Genomic DNA, 17,464 nt, shown 5'->3' with positions numbered 1-17,464 from the left:
TTGGACGTCATAGACGCCTCGGCGTTTCGATGGTCGTATGACGTCCTTCCGCGCCGCCGTCGTCCAGTTCGAGCCGACCCCCGACCAGCCGTCGATCAACCTCGCCACCGTCGAACGACTCGCCCGTACGGCGGTTGCCGACGGCGCCCGGCTGGTCGTGTTCCCGGAGCTGTGCCTGCTCGGCTACTGGCACCTCCGCCGGCACACGCCCGAGCGACTGCACGAGTTGGCCGAGCCCGCCGACGGACCGCTGGTCACGCGAGTACTTGCCCTGGCCAAGGAACTGGACGCCGGCCTCGGCGTCGGCTTCCTCGAGATCGCCGACGACACACTCTTCAACGCGTACGCCGTCTGCCTGCCGGACGGGACCGTCCACGTGCACCGGAAGCTGCACGCGTTCGAGCATGAGCAGATCGCGAGCGGATCGTCGTACACGGTGTTCGACACGCCCTGGGGATTCCGGGCCGGCGTACTGATCTGCTGGGACAACAACCTGGTCGAGAACGTCCGGATCACGGCGTTGCTCGGTGCAACGGTCCTGATCGCGCCGCATCAGACGGGCGGGACGAACTCGCGCAGCCCGCACGGGATGAGGCCGATCCCGCTCGAGGTCTGGGAGAGCGGCGACCAGGCAGCGATCGCGGAGGCGTTCAACGGCCCGAGCGGGCGGGGCTGGCTGATGCGGTGGCTGCCGGCGCGGGCACACGACAACGGGATGTTCGTGCTGTTCAGCAACGGTGTCGGCCGCGACGACGACGAATTCCGGACCGGGAACGCGATGATCCTGGACCCATACGGCCGGATCGTCGCCGAGACACCCGTACCGGCGGAGGCCGTGGTCATTGCCGACCTCGACCTGGATTTGGTGCCTCTGGCAACTGGCAGGCGCTGGCTGCGCGGCCGGCGACCCGAGCTCTACGGCCTCCTCACCGAACGCCAAGGCAACGAACTCGACCCGCGTGCCGCCAGATTCTCGACGGACCCGGTCAATAGATAAGGGCGGTGGCGAGGGCGACGATACCTTCGCCCCGGCCGGGAAAGCCCAGGCCGTCGGTTGTTGCCGCGCTCACCGAGACCTCGGCGTCGCAGGCAGCCGACAACACCTTCTCCGCCTCCTCGCGGCGGGCGCCGATTCGAGGGCGGTTGCAGACGATCTGCACCGTCACGTTCCCGATCTCGAACCCGGCGGCTCGCACCCGGCGAGCAGCCTCCGCCACCAGCGCGACCCCGGCCGCACCGGCCCACTCGGGCTCGGCGGTGCCGAAGTTCGAACCCAGGTCACCCAGCTTCGCCGCCGTGAGCAACGCCGTACAGATGGCATGCGCGGCCGCGTCTCCGTCCGAATGACCCGACAGCCCAGCAGGCTCATCCGGCCAGTGCAGTCCGGCCAGCCACATCTGGCGGCCGTCCTCCAACGGGTGTACGTCGATACCGTTGCCGACTCGCGGGATCTTCATCCGAGCCGCCTCTCCGCCAACAACGCCTCGGCCAGCAGCAGGTCCTGCGGGCGGGTCACCTTGAACGCATCGGGCGATCCCTCGACCGTCTGCACGGTCACCCCGAGCCGCTCACACATCATCGCGTCATCCGTCACGCCCGCGTCAGCGCCGGCGGCGTGCGCGCGCCGCAGCACCTCAGGAGCGAACCCCTGCGGCGTCTGGACGGCAACCAACGTCGAACGGTCAGGCGTGTCGACGACCTCGCCACTCGGCCCGACCCGCTTGATCGTGTCCGTCACCGGCACCACCGGTACGACGGCCTGCGCGCCGGCTCGCACCGCCGCGACCACCCGCTCGATCGCGTCGGCCGGAACGAACGCCCGCGCCGCGTCGTGCACCAGGATGCAGTCGATCCCGTCGACCGGGACCACCTCGAGGGCAGCCCGGACCGAATCGGGTCGCTCGGCGCCGCCGGCGACGACGAGCAGCGTCGCGTCCCCGACGTACGGCTCGAGCTCCTTGGAGACCGTCTCCTCGGTGCCCGGCGGTACGGCGACCACGAAACAGCTGAGGTCGGCGGCGGTCGCTGCCTTCAGTCCACGCACCGCGTGGACCAGCAGCGAATCGCCACCGACCTCTCGAAATGCCTTCGGTGTCTCACCACCGAGCCGCAGCCCTAACCCGGCCGCGGGAATCACGACCGCGCTAGTCATTCAGAACTGCGACCTCAGGAAGCGAGGACCTCGTCGAGGATGGCCTCGGCCTTGTCCTCGTTGGTGTGCTCGGCCAGGGCCAGCTCGGAGACCAGGATCTGGCGAGCCTTCGCCAGCATCCGCTTCTCACCGGCGGACAGACCGCGGTCACGCTCACGGCGCCACAGGTCGCGGACGACCTCTGCCACCTTCAGCACGTCACCGGAGTGCAGCTTCTCCAGGTTCGCCTTGTAACGACGCGACCAGTTGGTCGGCTCCTCCGTGTGCGGTGCGCGCAGCACGTCGAAGACGCGCTCCAGGCCAGCCTGATCGACGACGTCACGCACGCCGACAAGATCGAGGTTGCACGCGGGGACCCGGACGACCAGGTCGTTCTGAGCGACGATCCTCAAGACCAGATAGGTCTTGTCCTCACCTTTGATCTGACGGGTCTCGATGTCCTCGATGACGGCCGCTCCGTGATTGGGGTAAACAACCGTCTCGCCGACTGTGAAAGTCATGTGTGAAGTGCCCCTTTCCAAGACCTATCCTACCACGCGGTCGGTGGTCCGGTTCTGGCGTTTGCGCTGGTCAGGGCCCACTTCTCGCCTTGACAAACGCTGTCTCGCGTGCCTCGTACGCGCGCGAGCCGTTGCCTGCCGCCCCGGTCGCGGGCATCCCGCCGTCACGGTCGCGGAGCCCGAGGGCTACGCTTTGGGGCGCCGGAGGCGGCCGCCTGACGGCGTCACGAACTGTCCTAGACAGTGTCGAAACAGCTTGCACGAGAGGGATTCCAGTGCCGATCACGTTGTCCTCGCGGTTCGTCCGGCGTACTGCGCTGGCGAGCGCCGCCGCCACTCTCAGTATCGCGCTGGCGGCGTGCAGCGCGAGCTTCGATGCGCCGACCCTGCAGCCGTACCAGGCCGCCGAGGGCTCGAACTTCGAGTCCGGCCAGCTCAAGATCCGCAACATGCTGGTGCTGGCCGATGCCGAGGGCAAGGGCGAACTGCACAGCGTGATCGTCAACAACGGTGACGAGGCGGACACGCTGGTCAGCATCGCGCAGGCGCCGGCCGGGACGCAGGACGGCCAGGCGGGCGCCGACCAGCCGACCGACGTCAAGTTCGAGGGCCTGACCCAGCCGGTCGAGCTGGAGCCGCACGCCGCGCTCCGCCTGCCGGGTGCCGACACCCCGCCGATCGCCGAGGCCGGGGCCACCCCGAGCGCGACGCCGTCGGAGACCCCGAGCGCGACTCCGACCGACACCCCGTCGGCCCCGACCCCGGGTGCCGAGGACGCCGGTCCGGCGATCATCGTCACCGGCGCGAAGCCGGGCCAGATGGTCAACGTGACGGTCACGTTCGGCAACGCGGCGCCGGTCTCGGCGTACGTCCCGGTCCTCACCGACGACCACTACTCCCCGTCGCCGAACTCGGCCGAGTAGCTCACAGCACGCGGAACGGGCCGCCCCGGCGCGGGACGGCCCGTTCTTCTTCGTACGGCGAACCGGTGGCCGAGGCCCGCCGTACAAGCCTCAGTTCTTGCTCAGTTCTTGCCGGCTGACGCTGCCTTCGACAGGCCCGGGATCATCTTGTCCAGCACCCACGGGACGCTGAGCACGCTGACCGCGCTCATCCCGGAGATCACCTGCTGGTCCTGCAGCGCGTACGCCCCGCCGCTCTTGACCGCCCCCAGCGACGAGTAGACCGGGTCGGACAGGAACTTCTGCGTCCCGATCCCGTCGACGTACGCGATCAGCACATCCGCGTCGACGTCCGCGACCTTCTCCTTGCTGATCGCGAGCGAGAACTCCTTCTTGGTATTGGTCTTCTGCAGCGCCTCCACACCCGGCGCGTTCTTGAAGCCCATCTCGTTCAGGATCTGCACCCGCGGGTCGCCCGGCATGTAGACGTAGTTGTCGGCGCCGAACGAGCCGACCGTGATCGTCTTGTCCTTGAACTCCGGGTGCTCGGTCGCGACCTGCTTGATCTTGTCCTCGATACCGGTGATCAGCTTCTCCGCGTCGGCCTTCTTGCCGAGCGCCTCACCGACCAGCAGCGTCTGGTCCTGCCAGGTGGTCTGCCAGGGCGCCCCCGGGTACGCGACCGTCGGCGCGATCCCGCTCAGGGTCTTGTACGTCGCCTCGTCGAACCCCTCGTACGGGGCCAGGATGACGTCGGGCTTGAGCGCCGCGATCTGCTCGAACGGGTACTTGTCCCCGGTGTCGAGCAACGTCGTATTTGACTTGTCGAACTTGTCCGCGTCCCACGCGGTCACGCCGTCGGCGGTCGGCCCGTAGGTGACCTTCGGCATCCCGACCGGGGTCTCACCCAGCGCGTAGACGACGTCCTGGGCGTTCCAGCCGAGCGTCACGATCCGCTCCGGCTTCTTGGTGATGGTCGTATCACCGAACGTGTTCTTCAGCGTGACCGGGAACCCCGACGACGCCGTACCGGCCGATGTGTCGGCCTGCTTGTCGCCGTCGCTGCCGCAAGCGGCCAGCGTGGTCGTGGCGAGCAGCACGGTGGTGACCGCACTGACGACCCGCGTACGGGACCAGGACATGGTGAACTCTCCTTAGACCAAGTGCCTCAACTAAGGAGAGCCTAAGCTAACCCCACAGGCCGTCGCGACCTGCGGGGGTGTGACTCAGGACTCGAACTTGTAGCCGAGACCGCGCACCGTGACCAGATGGGCGGGGTTCGACGGGTCCTTCTCGAGCTTGGAGCGCAGCCGCTTCACGTGCACGTCCAGGGTCTTGGTGTCGCCCACGTAGTCGGCGCCCCAGATCCGGTCGATCAGCTGACCGCGGGTGAGCACCCGGCCGGTGTTCCGCAGCAGCATCTCGAGCAGCTCGAACTCCTTCAGCGGCAGCCGGATCTCGGTCCCGGACACCGTCACCACGTGCCGCTCGACGTCCATCCGAACCGGTCCGGCCTCGAGCGTGTCCGGAAGCAGTTCGACGTCCTGCCCACGACGCAGTACGGCGCGCACCCGGGCCAGCAGCTCGCGCGGACTGTAGGGCTTGGTCACGTAGTCGTCCGCGCCCAGCTCGAGCCCGACGACCTTGTCGACCTCGGTGTCCTTGGCGCTCACGATGATCACCGGGACGTTGCCCCGGCTGCGCAGTGCCCGGCAGACCTCCGTGCCGGACAGACCCGGCAGCATCAGGTCGAGCAGGACGATGTCCGCACCGGCGCGGTCGTACTCGTCCAGCGCATCCGGGCCGGTCTCCGCGACGGCGACCTCGAACCCTTCCTTGCGCAGCACGTACGACAGCGCGTCGCTGTAGCTCTCTTCGTCTTCGACGACCAGCACTCGGGTCACGAAGCTGTCTCCTTTGCGATCTGACCTGACGGGGTAGGCGTCAGGGGAACGGCCGCCTCTTCCTGGCTGGAGGAGTCGGTCTGACCCGGCGCGGGTTCGAGCCGCAGCGGGAGTCTCACGGTGAAGGTGGAGCCCTGGCCCTCGACGCTCCACACCCGGACGTCGCCGCCGTGGATGGAGGCGATGTGTTTGACGATCGACAGGCCGAGCCCGGTACCGCCGGTCTCGCGGCTGCGGGCCCGGTCGACCCGGTAGAACCGCTCGAAGACCCGTTCCAGGTCACTGCTCGGGATGCCGACGCCCTGGTCGGACACGGTCAGCTCGACCAGGTCACCGATCGGGTGCGCGGCGACCGCGACCCGGGTGCCGTCCGGGCTGTAGTTGATGGCGTTCTCGACCAGGTTGCCGATCGCCATCGCGAGCTGGTCCTCGCTGCCCATCACCTCGAGGTCGGGCTCGGTCTTCACGACGATCTTGATGTCGCGGTCGTCGGCGTCGATCCGGCACCGGTCCACCGCGGTCTCGATGATCGCGTTGACGTCGACCGGGCCGGGGTTCTCCAGCGGGTCGTCGCCCTGCAACCGGGACAGCTCGATGATCTCCTTGACCAGCCGGCTGAGCCGCGAGGCCTCGATCCGCATCCGGTCCGAGAACCGCTGCACCGCCTCCGGGTCGTCGGAGGCCTCCGAGACCGCGTCGGCGAGCAGGATCAGCGCGCCGACCGGGGTCTTCAGCTCGTGGCTGACGTTGACGGTGAAGTCCCGCCGGATCGCTTCCAGGCGGCGCTCCCGGGTCCGGTCCTCGACCAGCACCAGCACCAGCTGGCTGCCCAGCGGCGCGACCCGGGCACTGACGTACTGCGTGGCGCCGAGCCGGCCCCGGACGATCTCGAGGTCCTGCTGGCGGATCTCACCGTCCCGCCGGACCTGGCGGACCATGGTCAGGATGTCCTCGACCACCAGCCGCTCACCGCGGACGATGCCGAGCACGTGCGCCGGGGCGCTGGCCTGCAGGACCTGGTCCTCGGGGCCCATCACGACCGCGGACGAACGCAGTACCGAAAGGACCGTGGCGACGCCGTTCGGGACGATCGGGTCCGGTGACTCCGGGATCTTGCGCTGGGCCCGCTCGGAAAGCATCATCGCACCGAGCGAAAGCAGGGCCAGGGCCGCGCCGATGACGCCGCCCAGCACCGCAGCCAGCGTGGGGTCCACGGCAACGATGCTACGCGGGCAACCAGCAGGGAAAGACCGAATGATCACGGGATGACCGGGACACGACCTAACTGTTCATCGGTCGTTCACCACTCGTCGCCGTCCGGCAACCTCGACGGCATACGGTCACCTGTGGGCGGGTACCTGACCTGTGCTTTCGGCCTCGTCCACGGCGGTATCGGACACCACAGATCGGATTCGAACACAATGCGCGACACCTACCACGAGCAGCTCGACGACATCCTCGCCGAACTGGAACGGATGACGCGGACGGTGTCCACCGCCGTACGCCGGTCGACCTCGGCGCTGCTGGAGGCCGACATCCGCCGGGCGGAAGAGGTCATCGCGGCCGACATCCAGCTCGACGCCGCCGGCGAAGGCGTGGAGGAGAAGGTCTTCGAGCTGATGGCGCGGCAGTCGCCGGTCGCCAACGAGCTGCGGATGCTGGTCGCCGCGCTGCGCATGGTCGCCGACCTGGAGCGGATGGGCGACCTGGCCGCACACGTCTCGAAGATCGCCCGGATGCGCTACCCGGCTCCCGCGATCCCGGCCGAGCTGCATGACGTGATCGAGTCGATGGGCTCGGTCGCCGGCAAGATGGTCGACGCGGCCGGTGACGTGATCGCGTCCCGCGACGTCGAGGCCGCCGGCAAGCTCGAGGCCAGCGACGACGAGATGGACAAGCTCCGCTCCAACCAGTTCCGCCTGATGATGGACGACGCGTGGCCGCACGGCGTCGAGGTAGCCGTCGACATGGCCCTCCTCAGCCGTTACTACGAACGCATCTCCGACCACGCGGTCGCCATGGCCCGCCGCGTCGTCTACCTGGTGACCGGCGAGCTCCCGGTAGCCATCGGCGGCACCGCGGCCGGCTCCGGCGCAGGCGCCTCCGCTCCGAACCCGAACGGCAACTGACGCTCCGAATTTCTGTAGCCCTCGGCAACCATTGGTTGCCGAGGGCTGTTTCTTTCAAGGGATGTCTCGATCTGGTCACGTCCGGTTCTCGATGTAACGCTGGGTGTTCGCGGCGCGATGGGACGAGGAGTGACCTGAAAGACTTCTTCTGAAAGAGGAACCGTCCATGAGACTGCAACGACTCGCCCTCGCGATGGCAGGGATGGGCCTGCTCGCTGCGTCCGTCGTGTCCGCGCCGGCCACCGCCGCCACGACCGACTCGAAGCCCTGGTCCGACCGGACCAAGCAGACGAACACGACCAAAGCGGGCACGGCCTGCCTGGTCTCGACCGCCTTCCCGGGCGCGGCGGGCACCGTATCGGAGGCCGACGTACTCGCCGGACGCCCGGCGCAGGGGGTGCAGTACGACGCGTTCAAGTTCGTCGGGACCCGCGCCAACGCAACGTGGTACCTGGCGGCGAACGCCGCGCTCACCCAGTTCTACTACTACGGCCTGCTGCTGCAGGGCGGGAACCTCTACCGGCAGACGACGTACATCTACGAGGACGACCGCGCCCCGCTTGCCACCTTCAAGAAGGTCGGCGGCGGCTGGACGACCTTCAAGACGATCGCCACGTCGAACCTCAACACCTACAACGCCCGGCACCAGTTCCTGTACGGCCTGAACAGCAACGGCAGCCTGTACCGGTACTCGATCGTCGGCGCCGGCATCAAGTCGTACGGCTCGTTCCCGGGCTTCAAGGGCTTCAAGGCGATGACCGTGATCAGCGAGAACGCGGCGTACGACACCCTGCTGATGACGACCACGGCCGGCGCGCTGTGGACCGTCCGGATCCCGACCGCCGCCTCGACCAAGCCGATCCTCAAGCGGATCCGCACCGGCGGCTGGCAGAACTTCGAGTCCCTGGTCGTCGAGAACTGCGGTAACCGCGGCGGTCTGCTGATCGTGGGTGTCGACAACAACACCCAGACCGGCACCCTCTACGCCATGAGCAAGGCCAACGGCGCCGCCACCGCCCTGACCGGCTACGGCCCGATCCACGACGTCGTCTTCAACGGCGTCGACACCGTCCGCGAGGCCTCGTACTACGACCAACTCGTCGGCGAGTAACCACCAACAAAGCAGCCCTCGGCAACCAATCCGTTGCCGAGGGCTGCTTTCGTTGGAAAGCACACGCCTCCGGCGCGTGGAAAGGACACGCCTCCGGCGCGACTGATCTTTTGCCGGCTTCGCCGGGGAGCATGTCCGGCTGCCCGGCTAAGGTTCCAGCGCAACAATTGGCCCCGCCCTCACAAACTCCACACCTCCGGCGCAACTGCTCGTCGCCCGCTCCGCCGGGGCGCGCTGACTTGGAGCGCTTCGATACTCGTTTCTGCGGTGCCGGATATCGTCACCGCATGACAGACGCCTCCGAGACCGACCGCCTGGTCAACACCGACGTCTCCAAACTGACCCCCACCGAACTGAAGGCCCACCTGGAAGCGGTCGACCGCCACATGAAGGACCTCCTCCGCGCCGAACGCGACCTCCTGGAAGCCAACGCAGAAGCCCTCGCCAACCACCCCGCCCTCCAGGCCCGCCTGGACACCCTCCGCACCAAGCCCCTCGACTCCTAACACGGCGGCACGGCACAACTGCCGCAGCCGGAGGGTGCGTCGGTCAGGCCCTGAGGCCTGTGGCGCGGACCTGCAGCGCGAAGGCGCTCCAGCGCCTCGGTGGTAGACTCAGGTTGGAAAGAAGCTCGTGGCAACGGAGCATGGGGAGTCAGTCCCAGCGGTTCATCGCCGGATGCTCCGACTGAAGTGGACGATCCGGGTTCGAATCCCGGCGCCCTCCTCGGAGGGACGTAGCTCAATGGCAGAGCCCCACTTTTTCGTGAGGGGCGGGCCGCTCGGCGGCCCGCCCCTCGTCACGTGCTGGCCAGTACGACGCGAAGCGCAGCCATGAGTTCGGCGTCGGTCAGCTTGAGGGCGGCATAGTGCCGTCGAGCCTTTCCTGCGGCTTTTCGCTCGAGCTGGTGCCGGTTCAAAACGCCGGGTTCCTCGGCAAGGACGTCCTCGATAACCAGCTTCGCCCACAAGTTCCGGCTAAGGGAATCGCGGAGGATGACGTTCGCCTGGCGTCCGAGGGACTTGGTCACTGCCAACGTGAGGATGAGCTCGGGGTGGCCGAACTCCACTCGGTCGTCCACCGCGATCCCGGCAAGGGATTTCTTCGCAATCCTCACCCAGCCGGCCTCCGCGGTCGAGGTCCACAATGCGACCTTGTCGACGAGTGCCTGGTGTGCTCGGCCACCGCTGTGGATGGTCGCATTGCGCATCAACCGGATCGTGTCGATCTGGATGATGCTGTCCGCGTCGAACGTCATACCTGTGGCCGTCTCGATCGCATCGTGCAGCTGCGCGAGCACCGCGCTGCCGGCATTCGCGGGTGCTCTCCCATCACGAATCAGCAGCCCGACGCAGGTCTTGAGGAAATCCTCGTGGAGCGCAAGGGCGTACGGAACGCTCATCGCACCGAGATGGGTGTCAGCAGACTGCAGGATCGACAATGCCGCCTCGGTCCGGAGGTTGAAGCGGCGGATGTGCGGCACACGCGGGAAGACCTCGGGGAGCAGGGTGTCCGATCCCTCGGTCAGCTGCAGCAGATGTGACGCCAGTTGGGCACCGGCCAACAGTCCCATCATCGCGTTGCTGGCCTCTTGACGCTGAACCTCGAACGCTCGGTACTCAGCAAACTGCACGATTCCGCGTCCCACGTACTTCCTTCCACTGGCGTCCTCTGAACCTTCACCGGTCGCTGATCCAGGTGACGTCCGGGCCGCCAGGCCCAGCAGAGTGAAGCAATATGTAGCAGGTTTCGCCTACATTCCGTAATCACAGCTCTTCGAAGCGAAGGAGCTCCGGCGGAGTCGCACGGTCGGCACAAGAGTGCGGACATCCCAACTATTGTGCGGATCGGCCCACTGCGACGGGACCGTGGGCAGGGACGGGCGGTGGGACACGAGATGTCTCGTCGGAACCAGTTGCCGCGGGATCAGTCCTGCCCGGCGAAGCCGGCAACAAGACAGCCGCGCCGAAGGCGCGTCCTTTCCGCGCGACTCCAGTTGCCTGCGTCGGGGCACGTGCTCGCCGACACGATTCGCTCCCCGGCGAAGCCGGCAACAAGTCAGTCGCGCCGAAGGCGCGTCCTTTCACGCGCGAGTTGCAGTTGCCTGCGGCCGGGCGGGTGCGTGTGATGCAGTCCGCACCCCGGCGAAGCCGGCAGAAGAACAGCCGCGCCGAAGGCGTGTCCTTTGGCGCGGCTGGGGGTTGGGCTTTAGCGGCCCTGGTTCTTGACGGCTTCGATTGAGGCCTTGGCGGCTTCGGGGTCCAGGTATTCGCCGCCGGGGGTGAGTGGGTTGAAGTCGTCGTCCAGCTCGTAGTACAGCGGGATGCCGGTCGGGATGTTGAGGCCGACGACGGTCTGCTCGTCGAGGTTGTCGAGGTGCTTGACCAGCGCGCGGAGGCTGTTGCCGTGGGCGGCGACCAGGACGGTCTTGCCGGCGCGCAGGTCCGGCACGATCGCGTCGTACCAGTAGGGGAGCATCCGCTCGACGACGTCCTTGAGGCACTCGGTCGCGGGCAGCAGTTCGGACGGGAGTCCGGCGTACCGCGGGTCGCCGGCCTGGTCGTACTCCGAGCCGCGCTCGATCGCCGGCGGCGGGGTGTCGTACGAGCGGCGGAACAGCATGAACTGCTCCTCGCCGAGCTCCTCCAGGGTCTGCTTCTTGTCCTTGCCCTGCAGGCCGCCGTAGTGCCGCTCGTTCAGCCGCCAGGAGCGCCGTACGTCGATCCACTGGCGATCGGCGACCTCGAGCGCGATGTTCGCGGTCCGGATCGCCCGGGTCAGCACCGAGGTGTGCAGTACGTCGGGGAGCAGATCGCGGTCGCGGAGCAGCTCGCCGCCGCGCTGGGCCTCCTCGACGCCCTGGGCGTTCAGGTCGACGTCGACCCAGCCGGTGAAGAGGTTCTTGGCGTTCCAGTCGCTGTGGCCGTGGCGGAGCAGGATCAGGCGATAGGTCATGCCTCGGAGTCTATCGAGGCTCCAGCCAGCCCTTGAACGCGTCCAGGTTTCGGGTCGATTCACCCCGCGAGACGCGCCAGTCGTACTCCCGCCGGATCGACGACGCGAACCCCAGCTCGAGGATCGTGTTGAACGACGTATCGGCATACTCCAGTACGGCGCCGAGCAGCCGATCCACCTCGACCGGCGTGATCGCGTGCAGCGGCACCCGCCCGTCCAGGTGGATGTCGCCGAGGTGATCGACCGCGAACGCGACCCCGTACATCTTCAGGTTCCGCTCCAGCAGCCAGCGGTACACGGCCTCGTGGTTCTCGTCCGGGTGCCGGGCCACGAACGCGTGCACCTGGACCGCCTGCGGCCCGACCGTCAGCGTCACGGTCGTCTTCAGCTTCCGCTCCCCCGGCAGGTCCGCCGTGAAGACGCTGTCCTTCTCGGTGAACTCGATCTCGTTCTCTGTCAGCACCTGGCGGATCACGTCCGCCGCTGCAACTCTCACCCGGCCACCTCCGCGGCGATCTCGGCCGCCATCGTGTCCGCCGCGGTCCGGTACGCCGCCAGCGTCTTGCGGGCGGTCACCTCCCAGCCGAATCCCTGCGCGTGCTTGACCGCCGCGGTGCTCATGCTCTCGCGAGTGGCCGGATCCGTCGCGATCCGGGCCAGCGCGTCGGCGAAGTCGTCCACCCGGTGCCCGCGCACGAGGTACCCCGTCCGCCCGTCCACCACCGCCGTACTCAGACCACCCACAGCGGCAGCGACAACCGGCGTACCGCACGCCTGGGCCTCCAGCGCCACCAGCCCGAAGGACTCCGAGTACGACGGAACGCACACGACCGAGGCCGCCCGGTACCACGAGGCCAGCCGGGCCCGCTCCATCGGCTTCACGAACCGGGTCACATCGTCGACCCCGAGCGCCCGCGCCAACTCGGCGTGCGACTCGGGATGCTCCATCCCATTGCCCGACGGCCCGCCGATGATCGCGACCACCAGCCTCGAGCGCAGCGACGGATCCCGTTCGATCATCTTCGCCGCCGCCCGAATCAGCAGGTCAGGCGCCTTCAACGGCTGGATCCGCCCGACGAACGCGAGTACGACGGCATCCGCCGGCAAGCCAACCTCCTGCCGGGCCTCGGCCTGCGAACCCGGGCTGAACAGCTCCAGATCCACGCCAGGGTTGACCACGCCGACCTTCGCGGGCTGAGCGCCGTACAGGTCGATCAGCTCCTGCGCCTCGTCGGAGGTGTTGGCCAGCAGACGATCCGCGGACTCGACCACCTGCTCCTCGCCGAGCAGTCGCGCAGGCGGTTCAGGTACGTCGTCCTCCGCCAGGCTGGCGTTCTTGACCTTGGCCATCGTGTGCATGGTGTGCACCAGCGGTACCGCCCACCGGTCGCGGGCGAGCAGGCCGACCTGGCCGGAGAGCCAGTAGTGCGAGTGGATCACGTCGTACCAGCCGGGCTCGTGGATCGCCTCGGCGCGCAGTACCGCCCGGGCGAACGTGCACAGCTGGGACGGGAGCTCGTTCTTCGTGAGGCCTTCGTACGGCCCCGCGGCGACGTTGCGGACCACCACGCCGGGCATCAGCTCGACGCGGGCCGGGAGCACCGAGGCGGTCGCGCGGGTGAACACGTCGACCTCGATCCCCAGGCCGGCCAGCTGCTTGGACAGCTCGACCACGTAGACGTTCATCCCGCCGGCGTCCCCGGTCCCCGGCTGGTCGAGTGGCGACGTATGCAGGCTGATCATCGCGACCCGCCGGAGGGGTTTGTTCACGCTGTCAGGGTAACTCTGGCGCTTCCGCCGGGAATCGGGAGTTCTCCCTATCGGCGGCCGTCCAGCTGGCGAGCAGACGGAGGTTCTGTTCGGAGGTCGATCCCGGCTCGACGGTGTACGTGACCAGCAGTTGGTCCGGTTCGCCCGGCGGTTGCAGGGTCTCGTACTGCACGGTGATGTCGCCGACCAGGGAGTGGTGCTGCGTCTTGGTCCCGAAGGTCTTGTCCTTCACGTCGTGCCGAGCCCAGTGCTCGCGGAACTCCGGGCTGCGGATCGACAGTTCGCCGACGAGCTCGGCGAGCTCGGGATCGTCCGGGTACCGGCCGGCGTACATCCGCAGGTACCCGACGGTCTCGTCCGCGACCGCCTCCCACTGCGGGTAGAAGTCCCGCGACGCCGGGTCGAGGAACACCATCCGCGGGATGTTGCGATCCTTGGGCTCCAGGCTGCCGAAGTCGGCGATCAGCGCCGCGGCCAGCCGGTTCCACCCGATGACATCCATCCGCCGACCGAGGACGAACGCCGGTACGTCGGTCATCGAGTCCAGCAGCCGTTGCAGGCCGGGCCGCATGCGTTCCGCCGTACGGCGACGCGCACGCCGCCGGGCCGGTTTCGCCAACAGGGCAAGGTGTTTGCGTTCGTCGTCGGTCAGACTCAGTACGTCGGCGACAGCGTCGAGGATCTCCTGCGAGACGTTCTCGGCCCGGCCCTGCTCGAACCGGACGTAGTAGTCCGCGCTCACCCCGGCCGCCTGCGCGAGCTCCTCGCGACGCAGTCCGGGGACGCGGCGCCGGCCGTTGAACACCTTCAGTCCGAGGTCCTCGGGCTGCACCCGGGCCCTGCGTGACTTGAGGAACTCGGTCAGCTCCGCTCGACGATCCATGCCTCCAGTATCCAGGGCGGCCCGGAACACAACCTGGTCCTGCCAGAACCAGGCTCAACAGACACCTGGGTAAGCCTCGGCGACCGCTCCAGGATCGGTGACATCAACCGCAACCTGGAGGAACACCATGACTGACCTCACCGGCCGCACCGCAGTCGTCACCGGCGCCGCAAGCGGCATCGGAGCTGCGATCGCCACCCAGTTGGCCGATGCGGGCGCATCCGTCGCGCTGGTAGCGCGGCGACAGGACCGGCTCGACGACCTGGCCGGCAAGCTCGGACCACGGACGATCGGCGTCAGCCTCGACGTCACGTCACAGGCCTCGGTCGACGCCGGGGTCCAGCAGATCCACAAGCGGCTGGGCCGGCCGGACCTCGTCGTGAACGCGGCCGGCGCCATGCTGGCCGCACCGATCGAGGACGGCCGGCTCGACGACTGGACCCGGATGATCGAGACCAACGTGACCGGCGTACTCCGGCTGATCCAGGCCTTCACCCCGGACCTGATCGCGGCTGCCGGTGAAGGGCTGACCGCCGACCTCGTCAACATCTCGTCGATCGGCGCGCACGCGATCTTCCCCGGGTACGCCGTCTACGGGGCCACGAAGGCCGCTCTCACCCAGTTGTCCGCCGCGCTGCGAGCCGACCTCGCGCCGTACGACGTCCGCGTGACGAACGTCGAGCCGGGCCTGACCGACACCGAACTCGCGACGCACCTGGACAGCTCCGGGCAGGACCTGATCGCCTCGATGAACGAGCAGATCGGCCCGCTGGCCGCGAACGACATCGCGGACGTGGTGACGTTCGCAGTGAGCCGGCGTCGCGAGGTCAACCTGCGTCAGATCATCGCCCTGCCGACGCGTCAGGCGTGACGTCCTCTCCGCCAAGGTAGACAGCCGTTGGGGCGGCCAACGTTGTGATGTCCTCGGTCGGATCGCCTGCGACAACGAGGAGATCGGCGTCTGCACCCGCGCGGATGCGACCTTTCTCAACGCGGAGCGCATCCGCGGCGGCCGACGTACCAGCTGTCAGGGCCGCAATGGGCGGGATCCCCGCCTCGACGTACTCCGCGAGCGTGGCGGGGAGGAGACCGTGAGGTTTCGCGGGGCCGATCCCTCCGTCGGAGCCTCCCACCAGCTTCACCCCCGCGTCGTACAGCCGGCGAACGGCCTCCTGCAGGATGGCCTCCCCGATGCCGGCCTTGGCGACCATCTCGAGGACCGCCGGCGGTACGACGATCGAGCGGTCCGAGCCGAGGGTGCTGCAGACCGCGATCCCGGCCGCGGCGATCGCCCTACCGAGCTCGACCTCGACACTGGCGCCCTGCGGCGTGAGACAGGTGCAGTGCTCGATCCCGTCCACACCGGCCGCGAGGGCCTGTCGAACCGCGGCGAGTGCGTGGGCATGGGCGGTGATGGGCAGGCCCTGCTCGTGCGCCTCGTCGGTGGCGGCCTTGAGCTCTTCGAGCGTGAACTGCGCGCTCATCGTGTCCGAGCCCGGCGTCAGTACCCCACCGCTGGCCATGATCTTGATGACGTCCGCGCCATTCGCGGCCCGCGCCTGGACCGCAGTACGCATCTCCGCGGCGCCGGAGACCTCGCCGCCGAGCGCCCAGCAATGTCCGCCGACACTGGTGAGCGGCGCCCCCGAGGCAACCACCGTAGGCAGGTCGGGAGCTGCGGATCTGCGCCAGCGGAGGACAGCATCGCGGGGGTCGCCGAGGTCGCGGACGGTCGTGACGCCGGCAGCCAGGTGGATGCGGAGCGACTGCTCGATCGTGGTCGCGATGGCGGCGGCGTACGTCGGTGTCGCGGCCTCGGCGGGTGTGGTGGCGAGGCGGTCCAGTGCGCCGAGGCCGGCGTCGGCGGTGAGGTGGACGTGAGCGTCGATCAGCCCCGGCAGGATCGTCGCGCCGGGCAACGAGCGAACCAGCCAGTCCGCCGGGACCTCGCGAGCCAGGCCGACGATCTTGCCGTCGTCCACCAGCACGACGTTCTCGTCGAGGAGCCGTTCGCCGTCGAAGATCCGTGCTGCCTGCAACGCAACCCTGGTCATACCCGGAGTCTCTCTCAGGGTGGGTTTATCCCTACCCGGGTTGGCGGATTCGCCCCACTGCGCTGCGGTCTCCGCGCCGAAAGCATGGATCACATGCGTACAGTCCTCGAACAAGCCAAGTCCTGGCACCGTCCTCTGATGCTGATGGTGCTCGCCATGCTGGGTCTCGTCGTCGCGTCGGGGATCGGCCTCGCGGTCGACAACCGGGAGATCCTCAACGAGTCCGTATGGCTCAAGCCGTTCAAGTTCGGCATCGCGTTCGTCCTGTACGGCGCGACGCTGGCCTGGCTGCTGTCGAACCTGCGGAAGGCGAAGCGCCTCGGCTGGTGGACCGGCACGGTGTTCGCGATCACCGGGATCGTCGACGTCGGGTTCATCGCCGTACAGGCGGCCCGCGGGACGTTCAGCCATTTCAACGACAACACCGACACGTTCAACCAGGTCGGGCAGAAGGCCTTCATGTCCGGCGTACTCGGGCTGTTCGGCGCCAGCCTGGTGGTCGCGATCATGCTGCTGTTCCAGCGCGTAGGCGACGCCCCGATGAACCGGGCGATCCGGGTCGGCCTCGGCCTCGCGGTCGCGGGGATGGGCATCGCGTTCTACCTGGTCGGCGCGAACACCGACCGCGAGCAGGTGACCGACGCCTACGGCCACCCGGTCACGCTCGCGGGCAGCCACGGCATCGGCGTCGAGCCCGGCGGTCCCGGCATGCCGCTCACGCACTGGAGCACGGTCGGCGGCGACCTGCGTATCCCGCACTTCGTCGGTCTGCACGCGATCCACTTCCTGCTGATCACCCTGCTCGTCCTGCACCTCCTCGCCGGTCGTATCACCTGGCTGCGCCCGGAGCGCGTCCGCGCCCGCCTGATCGGCGTCGCTGCCTTCGCGTATGCCGGTGTGATGGCGACCGTCACGGTCCAGGCGTTCCGTGGTCAGGCGCTGATCCACCCGGACGGGAAGACGCTGGGCATGCTCGGCGGGTTCCTGGCGATCAGCTTCGTGGCGCTCACAGCGGTCGTCGCGGCCGCCCGGCGCACCGCCGTACCGGTGGAAGCGGCACCGCGGCAGCCGGTCGGAGCCGGTCGGTCCTGAGACACCTGGCTT

19 protein-coding genes are annotated in these 17,464 nt (G+C 68.3%); 7 read left to right on the top strand and 12 right to left on the bottom strand.

Annotated features, from left to right (window positions below; translation table 11 throughout):
* Positions 1 to 37: 37 nt before the first annotated feature.
* The gene (locus FDA38_RS03100) at positions 38 to 997 is read left to right on the top strand and encodes a nitrilase family protein (RefSeq protein WP_137252534.1); all 960 of its coding nucleotides are present in this window, start codon (positions 38 to 40) and stop codon (positions 995 to 997) included.
* On the opposite strand, the gene ispF is transcribed toward FDA38_RS03100, so the two are convergent.
* From ispF to FDA38_RS03085, 3 genes are read right to left on the bottom strand one after another with little or no spacing between them, the layout of a single operon-like run.
* Complete coding sequence (gene ispF / locus FDA38_RS03095; RefSeq protein WP_137252533.1) at positions 987 to 1,457, bottom strand: 2-C-methyl-D-erythritol 2,4-cyclodiphosphate synthase; 471 nt, start codon at positions 1,455 to 1,457, stop codon at positions 987 to 989. The genes FDA38_RS03100 and ispF overlap by 11 nt on opposite strands.
* Positions 1,454 to 2,152: a 2-C-methyl-D-erythritol 4-phosphate cytidylyltransferase gene (gene ispD / locus FDA38_RS03090; protein ID WP_137252532.1), complete on the bottom strand. Its 699-nt coding sequence runs from the start codon at positions 2,150 to 2,152 to the stop codon at positions 1,454 to 1,456. Before ispD ends, ispF begins: the two co-directional genes overlap by 4 nt.
* Positions 2,153 to 2,166: 14 nt before the next feature.
* The gene (locus tag FDA38_RS03085) at positions 2,167 to 2,652 is read right to left on the bottom strand and encodes a CarD family transcriptional regulator (protein ID WP_130446326.1); all 486 of its coding nucleotides are present in this window, start codon (positions 2,650 to 2,652) and stop codon (positions 2,167 to 2,169) included.
* A 275-nt stretch (positions 2,653 to 2,927) separates the two neighbouring features.
* Here FDA38_RS03085 and FDA38_RS03080 point away from each other — a divergent pair, with 275 nt between their 5' ends.
* Positions 2,928 to 3,575 (top strand): superantigen-like protein SSL4, encoded by a 648-nt coding sequence (locus FDA38_RS03080; protein ID WP_137252531.1) that lies wholly within the window; start codon positions 2,928 to 2,930, stop codon positions 3,573 to 3,575.
* Positions 3,576 to 3,676: 101 nt separating this feature from the next.
* Here FDA38_RS03080 and FDA38_RS03075 read toward each other — a convergent pair whose 3' ends face one another.
* The 3 genes from FDA38_RS03075 to FDA38_RS03065 form a co-directional block, all read right to left on the bottom strand.
* Positions 3,677 to 4,696 carry an iron-siderophore ABC transporter substrate-binding protein gene (locus FDA38_RS03075; RefSeq protein WP_137252530.1) on the bottom strand — a complete coding sequence of 340 codons (1,020 nt, stop codon included), beginning with the start codon at positions 4,694 to 4,696 and terminating at the stop codon, positions 3,677 to 3,679.
* Positions 4,697 to 4,780: 84 nt separating this feature from the next.
* Positions 4,781 to 5,458, bottom strand: coding sequence for a response regulator transcription factor (locus FDA38_RS03070; RefSeq protein ID WP_130383318.1), 678 nt, complete (start codon positions 5,456 to 5,458; stop codon positions 4,781 to 4,783).
* A complete protein-coding gene (locus tag FDA38_RS03065; RefSeq protein WP_137252529.1) occupies positions 5,455 to 6,672 on the bottom strand; it encodes a sensor histidine kinase in 1,218 nt (405 codons plus the stop codon). Before FDA38_RS03065 ends, FDA38_RS03070 begins: the two co-directional genes overlap by 4 nt.
* 207 nt (positions 6,673 to 6,879) lie before the next feature.
* Here FDA38_RS03065 and phoU point away from each other — a divergent pair, with 207 nt between their 5' ends.
* The 3 genes from phoU (at position 6,880) to FDA38_RS03050 (ending at position 9,204) form a co-directional block, all read left to right on the top strand.
* Positions 6,880 to 7,587, top strand: coding sequence for a phosphate signaling complex protein PhoU (gene phoU, locus FDA38_RS03060; protein WP_137252528.1), 708 nt, complete (start codon positions 6,880 to 6,882; stop codon positions 7,585 to 7,587).
* A gap of 166 nt (positions 7,588 to 7,753) precedes the next feature.
* Positions 7,754 to 8,698: a hypothetical protein gene (locus tag FDA38_RS03055; RefSeq protein WP_137252527.1), complete on the top strand. Its 945-nt coding sequence runs from the start codon at positions 7,754 to 7,756 to the stop codon at positions 8,696 to 8,698.
* 287 nt (positions 8,699 to 8,985) lie between these two features.
* Positions 8,986 to 9,204: a hypothetical protein gene (locus FDA38_RS03050; RefSeq protein ID WP_137252526.1), complete on the top strand. Its 219-nt coding sequence runs from the start codon at positions 8,986 to 8,988 to the stop codon at positions 9,202 to 9,204.
* 293 nt (positions 9,205 to 9,497) lie between these two features.
* Here the strand turns inward: FDA38_RS03050 and FDA38_RS03045 are convergent, their stop codons facing one another.
* The 5 genes from FDA38_RS03045 to FDA38_RS03025 all read right to left on the bottom strand — a co-directional run bounded on the left by FDA38_RS03045 (position 9,498) and on the right by FDA38_RS03025 (position 14,306).
* Entirely contained in the window at positions 9,498 to 10,331 is an 834-nt protein-coding gene (locus tag FDA38_RS03045; RefSeq protein WP_137252525.1) for a hypothetical protein, read from the bottom strand.
* 575 nt (positions 10,332 to 10,906) lie between these two features.
* Entirely contained in the window at positions 10,907 to 11,653 is a 747-nt protein-coding gene (locus FDA38_RS03040) for a phosphoglyceromutase (RefSeq protein WP_137252524.1), read from the bottom strand.
* Between the two features lie 10 nt (positions 11,654 to 11,663).
* Positions 11,664 to 12,149 (bottom strand): type III secretion system chaperone family protein, encoded by a 486-nt coding sequence (locus FDA38_RS03035; RefSeq protein ID WP_137252523.1) that lies wholly within the window; start codon positions 12,147 to 12,149, stop codon positions 11,664 to 11,666.
* A complete protein-coding gene (gene mshA, locus FDA38_RS03030) occupies positions 12,146 to 13,396 on the bottom strand; it encodes a D-inositol-3-phosphate glycosyltransferase (RefSeq protein ID WP_137254093.1) in 1,251 nt (416 codons plus the stop codon). The genes FDA38_RS03035 and mshA overlap by 4 nt, the downstream gene beginning before the upstream one ends.
* Before the next feature lie 31 nt (positions 13,397 to 13,427).
* On the bottom strand, positions 13,428 to 14,306 hold the full coding sequence (locus tag FDA38_RS03025) for a helix-turn-helix transcriptional regulator (protein WP_137252522.1): 879 nt from the start codon (positions 14,304 to 14,306) through the stop codon (positions 13,428 to 13,430).
* A gap of 127 nt (positions 14,307 to 14,433) precedes the next feature.
* Here FDA38_RS03025 and FDA38_RS03020 point away from each other — a divergent pair, with 127 nt between their 5' ends.
* Positions 14,434 to 15,177: an SDR family oxidoreductase gene (locus tag FDA38_RS03020; protein WP_137252521.1), complete on the top strand. Its 744-nt coding sequence runs from the start codon at positions 14,434 to 14,436 to the stop codon at positions 15,175 to 15,177.
* On the opposite strand, the gene FDA38_RS03015 is transcribed toward FDA38_RS03020, so the two are convergent.
* On the bottom strand, positions 15,149 to 16,360 hold the full coding sequence (locus FDA38_RS03015) for a metal-dependent hydrolase family protein (RefSeq protein ID WP_137252520.1): 1,212 nt from the start codon (positions 16,358 to 16,360) through the stop codon (positions 15,149 to 15,151). The genes FDA38_RS03020 and FDA38_RS03015 overlap by 29 nt on opposite strands.
* 93 nt (positions 16,361 to 16,453) lie before the next feature.
* Here FDA38_RS03015 and FDA38_RS03010 point away from each other — a divergent pair, with 93 nt between their 5' ends.
* Positions 16,454 to 17,452: a hypothetical protein gene (locus FDA38_RS03010; protein ID WP_202877537.1), complete on the top strand. Its 999-nt coding sequence runs from the start codon at positions 16,454 to 16,456 to the stop codon at positions 17,450 to 17,452.
* The last annotated feature ends 12 nt before the right edge of the window (positions 17,453 to 17,464 follow it).

The organism is Kribbella jiaozuonensis (assembly GCF_005233875.1).
Taxonomy (GTDB): domain Bacteria; phylum Actinomycetota; class Actinomycetes; order Propionibacteriales; family Kribbellaceae; genus Kribbella; species Kribbella jiaozuonensis.
Note: the sequence above shows the minus strand (reverse complement) of the source record. Positions and strands in the feature narration are given on the sequence as shown.

What these genes read in the sequence shown, in the direction of transcription:
- FDA38_RS03015 (WP_137252520.1), bottom strand. Translation starts at nt 16,360, where the DNA reads ATGACCAGGGTTGCGTTGCAGGCAGCACGGATCTTCGACGGCGAACGG.
- ispD (WP_137252532.1), bottom strand. Translation starts at nt 2,152, where the DNA reads ATGACTAGCGCGGTCGTGATTCCCGCGGCCGGGTTAGGGCTGCGGCTC.
- FDA38_RS03055 (WP_137252527.1), top strand. Translation starts at nt 7,754, where the DNA reads ATGAGACTGCAACGACTCGCCCTCGCGATGGCAGGGATGGGCCTGCTC.
- FDA38_RS03075 (WP_137252530.1), bottom strand. Translation starts at nt 4,696, where the DNA reads ATGTCCTGGTCCCGTACGCGGGTCGTCAGTGCGGTCACCACCGTGCTG.
- FDA38_RS03025 (WP_137252522.1), bottom strand. Translation starts at nt 14,306, where the DNA reads ATGGATCGTCGAGCGGAGCTGACCGAGTTCCTCAAGTCACGCAGGGCC.
- FDA38_RS03040 (WP_137252524.1), bottom strand. Translation starts at nt 11,653, where the DNA reads ATGACCTATCGCCTGATCCTGCTCCGCCACGGCCACAGCGACTGGAAC.
- mshA (WP_137254093.1), bottom strand. Translation starts at nt 13,396, where the DNA reads ATGATCAGCCTGCATACGTCGCCACTCGACCAGCCGGGGACCGGGGAC.
- FDA38_RS03085 (WP_130446326.1), bottom strand. Translation starts at nt 2,652, where the DNA reads ATGACTTTCACAGTCGGCGAGACGGTTGTTTACCCCAATCACGGAGCG.
- ispF (WP_137252533.1), bottom strand. Translation starts at nt 1,457, where the DNA reads ATGAAGATCCCGCGAGTCGGCAACGGTATCGACGTACACCCGTTGGAG.
- FDA38_RS03010 (WP_202877537.1), top strand. Translation starts at nt 16,454, where the DNA reads ATGCGTACAGTCCTCGAACAAGCCAAGTCCTGGCACCGTCCTCTGATG.
- FDA38_RS03100 (WP_137252534.1), top strand. Translation starts at nt 38, where the DNA reads ATGACGTCCTTCCGCGCCGCCGTCGTCCAGTTCGAGCCGACCCCCGAC.
- phoU (WP_137252528.1), top strand. Translation starts at nt 6,880, where the DNA reads ATGCGCGACACCTACCACGAGCAGCTCGACGACATCCTCGCCGAACTG.
- FDA38_RS03050 (WP_137252526.1), top strand. Translation starts at nt 8,986, where the DNA reads ATGACAGACGCCTCCGAGACCGACCGCCTGGTCAACACCGACGTCTCC.
- FDA38_RS03020 (WP_137252521.1), top strand. Translation starts at nt 14,434, where the DNA reads ATGACTGACCTCACCGGCCGCACCGCAGTCGTCACCGGCGCCGCAAGC.